Raw genomic sequence first — 6,783 nt, forward strand, 5'->3', positions numbered from 1 at the left:
CTCATGGGCACCGGCGCAGGCCTCGGCAGCCTGGCGATGGCCGGCTGCACAAACCTCAGCCGCGACGCCCAACGCAACGACGCCCTCGCCTGGCTCGATGCCACCGCGCAAGCCGAGCTTGTTCAGCGCCGCGAGATCTCCCCAGCTGAACTCCTTGAGGCCGCGATCGCAAGGATCGAGGCGCTCAACCCGCGGCTCAACGCCATCGTGACACCCTTGTATGAGCGTGCGCGCAGCGAGGCGAACGCGCCGTTGCCCGAGGGCCCGTTCCGCGGCGTGCCCTATGCCCTCAAAGACCTGGTGGACCTGCAGGGCACACGCAGGACGGCGGGTTCTCGGCTGCTCGCTCAGAACGTTTCGCAAGACAGCAGCGAGATCGTCAAGCGCTCCGTTGCGGCAGGCCTTGTCGTCCTTGGCAAGACCAACACGCCCGAATTCGCGCTCAACGGCTCGACCGAGCCGCAGCTGTTCGGCCCGTCTCGCAACCCTTGGGACACCACGCGCTCGGCCGGCGGTTCGTCGGGTGGGGCCGCCGTGGCGGTCGCCTCGGGCATGCTGCCCTTCGCCCATGCCAGCGACGGCGGCGGATCGATCCGGATTCCGGCATCTTGCTGCGGGCTGTTCGGTCTCAAGCCCAGCCGCGGTCGCATGTGGGGTTCGCTCGCCACAGACTCCGGCGCAGAGAACTGCGTCAGCCGATCGGTGCGAGACAGCGCGCGCCTGTTCATGTGGAACCAGCGTCAAGACCTGCAAGCGCCCTTGAAGCCAGTGGCGGCACTGGAGCCGCTGGGCACGCGCCGATTGAAGATCGGCTTCTCGACCGCCAATGTGTTCGGCAAACAGCCCACGCCGGCAGTGAGGGCCGCACTTGAAGACACGGCCACGCTCTGCGCCACCATGGGCCACCAGGTGGAGCCCGCACGCCTGCCGGTGGATGGCGACGAATTCTTTCTTCATTTCATGGTCGCCTGGAGTGGCGGCGCTGATCGCATGCGCGCCGCAGCCGAGGCGCAGGGCCGCAAGCCTGAGGACGTGCTCGAGCCCTGGACGCTGTACCTGTCCGATCATTTCCGCAGGCAACCGCCCGATGCTGGCGCCAAGGCGACGGCATTCTTCGCAGAGCATGCGCGCCGCTTCGACGCCTTCTTCCAGCAGGTCGACGTCATGCTGACACCGGTGGTCAGCGAAGAGCCGCCACCTCTGGGCTATCTTGGGCCGGAGGTGGCCGGAGCACAGATGTTCGACCGCCTCACCCGCTATGTGTCCTACACACCGGTGCACAACGTCGCAGGCACGCCCGCCATGTCGGTGCCGCTGGGCAGAGGCCCATCAGGCCTGCCGATTGGCAGCCAGTTCGCGGCGCGGCTGGGCAGCGAACAGCTTCTTTTCGGCTTGGCGTTCGACCTGGAGAGCGCGGCGCCGTGGGCACAGCACAAGCCGGCCGCTTGAGTGTTGCCATGCAAAACCCTGGCGCCCTCTGGCGCCACTTGGCCCAGCTCCATCGCACCTGAGTACATTTGCGGCTGATCGTCGCCAGTGCTAACCACCGAGCCGGCCGCATAGTCCGGTTCGAGAAGTAGCGCGCCGCCCGTCGAGCAAGCCGCCTTGTCAGGAGCTGAAAATGATCGTGAAGCATTTCAAGCCTTTGGTGTCCAGCCAACTGCGCCGCGCATTGATGGCGCTCGCATGGAGCATCGCCGCGCTGCCGGCCGCGCAGGCCCAGTGGGCGCAAGATGGGTTCTCAAGCAGCAAGGGGTACGCCAACCCCGTCGAGTCGACGCTTTCGAAAGAGACCGTCCAGGGATTGAAGGTCATCTGGGAGCGCCCGCTTACCGGCAGTGGCGATGTCAGCAGCGTGAGTCAGCTCGACAACCGCATGTTCACCTGCGCGGCGCGCGGCGGCTTGTTCGCATTGGATCCACCAACGGGGAATGTCCTCTGGCACCAGGCGTCTGCAAGCCTGGGCGAATGCGGTGCGCCGGCGGTGGATCACGATGCGGTCTACCTGTCGACCGCCGCGGCGGACGGCAGCCGGAACGTACTGCGCGCCTACCATCCGGCCACCGGGGCTGAGCTCTGGAGCACCGACTTGCCGGCGGGCGCGGACTTCAAGAAGGTCACCAGCGGCTTGGCACTGAACGGCGACATGCTGGTTGTCACCACGCAAGGCCAGGCCCTCGTGGCGGTGCGCCGCACCGATGGGCATGTCATGTGGCAATCTGCAACCGGCACCGGGACCAACAGCTCGCCCAGCGTGGCAAACGGCCGCGTGTTCGTGGCAACGGCGACCGTCTGCTGCACCACACCAGGGTCTGTCCGCGCCTTTGACCTGGCCACCGGCGGGCTGCTGTGGACACACCAGTTCAGGTATGAACTCGTTCATCCACCACTCGTCATGGGCGACCAGGTCATCGTGGGGCCGCTGCAGGACCCCACCATGGCAGCCTTCGACGCGGCCGATGGCCACACCTTGTGGACGAAGGCCTCCAAAACAGGTTCCTTCACCTCCCACCTGTCCGGAAACGGCTCAGAAATCTATGCCGTGACCGGCGGTATCTGGGTTTCGGCGTACAGCGCGACGAACGGCCGCTTGTTGTGGCATCGCAAGTACAGCAACACCCTGAGCGTGGCACCCACTTTGGTTTGGGCCAACAAGCTTCTGTATGCGGTCTATCACGACTACCACGACGGCCAGGTGCACTACCTGCAAGTCTTCAATGCGCACACTGGCAACGAACTCGATCGGGTCGACCTGGACCTGCCGCTGGCCGGCCTCGGCACGACCGTCGTCGACGGCCGCGTCGTGATCGTTGATCGCGGCCGGATCGTGGTGCTGGGGCTGTGAAGGGCCAGCAACTGCTGCCGTCCTCTACTGCAACTCCTACCAACTCATGCCCGTAAGGCTCCAGCTCCCGACTGAAGCGATTGCGAGGGCCCGTCCACATTGAAAGCATTCGAATGCCGGCAGCATCATCAGCGGCTGTGTCTGGCAAGACAAGCGCGCAACTCCGGCGGCAAAGCGACAGGACGTCTTGTTTCCGAAGAGATGCAGACATGCGTGACCGTGCCGCAAAAGGTCTCGATGTCGTGTTGATTTCGCCCCGAGAACTGCAGAGTGAACGAGTGTTGACCCATCTTCGGGACCGACACGCTGACCGTGACCTCGTCGTCCCAGACCATGGGCGCCAGGAACTCCAGGTTCAACGCGCGCGCCGGGGGAAGAATTCCCTGTGCGATCAGGCTGCGCTCTGCAGGGGTGCCCAGCGCATGAGCGAGGAATTCGAGACCTGCTTCGATCACGTAGTGCGCGATGCGAGGCGTGTAGACAGCACCGGCGGGATCGCAATCGCCGAACAGTACAACGCGCTTTGTTTGAAACATCGGTCGTGCTCTCCTGATCTTGGAAGGTGGTGGGGCACAAGAACTCGCACGACGGCGCGCTGTCCGCACCCAGAGGATTTGCCTGCAGATCTCATCAAGCTACATAGCATTTGACCAGTTAGACCCGCACATGTTCGAACAAGCGGCCGGTGCAGCGTCATCGCGCCCGTCGAACCGAAGAAGACTCTCAACCTCCCAACGTCTGCAGAGACATTCAACCAATCTGTTACGTTGACAGATCGAATGCGCAGTGATGCGCTGCTTCGACTGGCTGATCAAACGGCGAGAGCGACTCGAGCGTAACGGTCAATAAGCTTCATATCCGGCGCCTGCCCACTTTCGTTGGTTCCGCATCGTCCATACATTGCATCCTGCCGCGGCATCCCCTCAACAGTTTTGCCATCCAGGAGGATGCATGATTCAAGCTTCAAAGTGGGCGCGCTTCGCCGTGCCTTTCAAGAGCCACGTCGCGGCAATGGCGGCGCTGAGCGCCACGACAACGTTGGTCGCCGCATCGGCAACGGCGCAGACCACCGCGTCAAGCGCTGAGCAGTTGGCACGCGCTGCCAATCCGCACCGCGCTCGTGTGGAAGCACTGCTCGCGAGCGTGCCGCAACCTCAAGGCAACGCCGAAGCGCCACTGATCGTCGATGGCAAGCCGGCCAAGCCGGGCAAATGGCCGTTCATGGTGTCGCTGGTCGACAAGAGCAATTCGAACAACTACGACGCCCATTTCTGCGGCGGCTCGTTGATCGACGACAACCATGTGCTGACCGCTGGGCATTGCGTCCAGGGCGCGCAGGCCAGCGACATGCAAGTGCTGGTCGGCACGCAGAGCCTGGTCAGCGGCGGCCGGCGCATCAACGTCACGCGGGTGACCGTCCATCCGACCTTTGGCGCCACACCGTTCCTGCAGGGGGACGTGGCCGTGCTGCGTCTGGCCGAAACGGTGACCGACATCGCCCCGGTCATCTACGCAGGCTCTGCCGCGATTGACGACGACGTCGCTCCCGACAACTCGAACACCACCGTCATGGGCTGGGGTGCGCTCGAGTGGGACCAGGCGGGTCCGGAAGTGCTGTACCAGGCATCGCTCGTTCGCAACACGATCGCCGAGTGCAACGGGCTGAGCTTCTACAAAGGCAAGCTGACCGACAACAACGTCTGCGCCGGTGACCTCGCGGCGCCGGGCAAGAGCGCTTGCTACGGCGACTCCGGTGGTCCGCTGGTCGGCAAGAACGACAGCGGCAAGCCCGTGCAGATCGGCGTGGTCAGCGGTGGCCCGCGCGTTTGCGGCGATGTGCCGGGGTACTTCGCTCGCGTCGGGTCGTACGCGAAGTGGATCAAGAAGCAGGTCACCAACCCCTGAGGCTGCCAACCGCTCGCCGAGGGCCTGCCGACACAACGGCAGGCCCTCGGTCCGTCAGGCATTTCAGTGGCCAACCATCACGGGGGTGTTGCCCTGAACGATCACGCAGCTCTTGCTCTCTTTGCACGCCTCTGAGTACCGCTTGATGCCCTCCAGCTGCACAAACTGCGCGGCGTCAAGTTTCATTTGCTCTCGGTAGGCGTTGTCCGCATTCGCGCGGCTCTGTTCGGCTTGCAGTCGCGAGTCTTCGGCGAGCTTGCGCTGGGTCTCCGTCTTCCTGCGCTGCTGCTGAACTGCGGTTGCGTTCATTTCGGCGATGACGGGGGCGTCGGGGAGTGCCTTTCCCATGTTCACGTTGATCAAGTCGACGTGCAGACCCGTCGTCTTGATGTGCGCACGAAATTCGCCGGCGATCTCCTTCTCGATGGAGGCAAGCGTCTCGGGGTCCGTCATGATCGGCGTCATCGAGTACTTCTTCGTCACGTCGCGGACGATGGTTCGGTACTGTTCCTTCAGGTTGTGTTCATACCAGCCGGTGTAGCCGAACTTCTTGACGAGCTCGGCCGGGTCTCTCCACTGAAGAACGATGTAGCTGGCGTAGTTGATGAAGTTGTTGTCGCCTGTGGCCAGGTGCTCCAGCGGCTCGTCGCGTTTGGTAGGCGCCAGAGACACCTCCAGACCTTCGGTCGTGATCCAGTACCACGACAGCCCCGGCTTCTGCGTCTCATCTCTTGGGCCACCGTGGCCAAAGAACCATGGGTTGTCAATCAAGACAGTCTCCGACCCTGGAGGCGTCACGATGCGGTGACAGCCAGACAAGAGCACGGCGGAAAGAAGCAGGATCAAGATCCTCATGGCGGTCCCTCGGTTCAGGAAATTCATGACGTGAAGGTCTGGTTTGGCGGCAGCTTACTGCGCCTCGATCCAGTCGTCGCGAAATCCATCTCAAACGTCCGCCGAACACCTGAAGGTTCTTGAACCTACGCGCCGAAGTAGGCGGGCTGGTCCAAATCGGCGAGCAGCGTCGGGCCGGCCGGTTGCCAACCCAGCAACTCGCGGGTTCGTTGGCTGGAAACCGCCATGTCGGCACCGGCAAAGAGGGCGAACCAACCAAAGTGCTCGGGGCCACGCGGTTCCACGGGCAGGCCAAGCCGACGACCGATGACCTCCGCAATGGCTTTGAACGAGACGGCTTCATCGGCCACCGCGTGGTAGACCGACTGCGTCACGCCCTCTTCAAGAGCAAGCCGGTACACGCGAGCTGCGTCCAGCCGATGCACCCCCGACCAGAAGTTCTCGACGCCTTCCAGGTGCGCCGACACACCCGTCTCACGCGCCAGGCGGACCAGCATCGGGATGAACCCATGGTCGCCCACGCCATGCACGGAGGGCGCAAGACGAACGGTGGCCACCTTTCCGCCAGACTCGACGATCGACCTGGCGGTGGCTTCGGACACCCGCGGCGATCCAGGGTTGGACCTGTCTGCCTCCGTGGCACCGCGTGGCATGCCGAACAAGCCGGACGTGACGAGGAGCGGGCGCCCCGAGCCGACGAGACTTCCCCCGAGGGTGGCGATGGCTCGACGATCCTGGTCGCAGCCGGCTTGGAAATTCTTGAAGTCGTGGTTGAACGCTGTGTGGATCACGGCGTCGGCCGAGTCGGCCGCGGTGGTCAGCTCCTTCAAGTCGTCAAGCGAGGCGCGGACTACCTTGGCGCCAGCCTCGATGAGGGCCGCTGCCTTTTCTTCAGAGCGGGCCAAACCGGTCACTTGATGGCCGGCGGTGATGAGATCCTTGACGATGGCCGACCCGACCCAGCCGGTGGCGCCGGTAACGAAAACGTGCATGGTTGTTCCTTGATTCAAGGCAGGCGAATGGAGAGCTCGACGTCCTTGTCGAACGGCAAGGAGAGGTAGCCGCCGCCGGCCGATCGGACGCGCTCCAGGTACTCGGGGCTGCAATCGACGTTGTCGGCGATCACCAGCGCTCCCGGCCGCAAACGAGGCTCGATCAAATCAAGCACATCGCCGTAC

6 protein-coding genes and 1 pseudogene are annotated in these 6,783 nt (G+C 63.8%); 3 read left to right on the forward strand and 4 right to left on the reverse strand.

Going from position 1 to position 6,783, the window contains the following annotated elements; all coding sequences use genetic code 11:
* The coding region (locus AC1DYI_RS23060; RefSeq protein ID WP_477206469.1) for an amidase family protein at positions 1 to 1,449 on the forward strand (1,449 nt) is incomplete at its 5' end.
* A gap of 172 nt (positions 1,450 to 1,621) precedes the next feature.
* Positions 1,622 to 2,845 (forward strand): outer membrane protein assembly factor BamB family protein, encoded by a 1,224-nt coding sequence (locus tag AC1DYI_RS23065; RefSeq protein WP_477206470.1) that lies wholly within the window; start codon positions 1,622 to 1,624, stop codon positions 2,843 to 2,845.
* Positions 2,846 to 2,973: 128 nt separating this feature from the next.
* Here AC1DYI_RS23065 and AC1DYI_RS23070 read toward each other — a convergent pair whose 3' ends face one another.
* Positions 2,974 to 3,381 (reverse strand): acyl-CoA thioesterase, encoded by a 408-nt coding sequence (locus AC1DYI_RS23070; RefSeq protein WP_477206471.1) that lies wholly within the window; start codon positions 3,379 to 3,381, stop codon positions 2,974 to 2,976.
* A gap of 415 nt (positions 3,382 to 3,796) precedes the next feature.
* On the opposite strand from AC1DYI_RS23070, the gene AC1DYI_RS23075 reads away from it, so the two are divergent.
* Positions 3,797 to 4,750 (forward strand): S1 family peptidase, encoded by a 954-nt coding sequence (locus tag AC1DYI_RS23075; RefSeq protein ID WP_477206472.1) that lies wholly within the window; start codon positions 3,797 to 3,799, stop codon positions 4,748 to 4,750.
* Positions 4,751 to 4,813: 63 nt separating this feature from the next.
* On the opposite strand, the gene AC1DYI_RS23080 is transcribed toward AC1DYI_RS23075, so the two are convergent.
* The 3 genes and pseudogenes from AC1DYI_RS23080 to AC1DYI_RS23090 form a co-directional block, all read right to left on the reverse strand.
* Positions 4,814 to 5,605 carry an SPFH domain-containing protein gene (locus AC1DYI_RS23080; protein WP_477206473.1) on the reverse strand — a complete coding sequence of 264 codons (792 nt, stop codon included), beginning with the start codon at positions 5,603 to 5,605 and terminating at the stop codon, positions 4,814 to 4,816.
* Positions 5,606 to 5,730: 125 nt separating this feature from the next.
* Entirely contained in the window at positions 5,731 to 6,597 is an 867-nt protein-coding gene (locus AC1DYI_RS23085) for an SDR family oxidoreductase (protein WP_477206474.1), read from the reverse strand.
* Between the two features lie 14 nt (positions 6,598 to 6,611).
* Positions 6,612 to 6,783: pseudogene (locus tag AC1DYI_RS23090) on the reverse strand (O-methyltransferase); the annotation flags it as partial.

This window comes from Ideonella sp. P3_A4 (assembly GCF_056403075.1).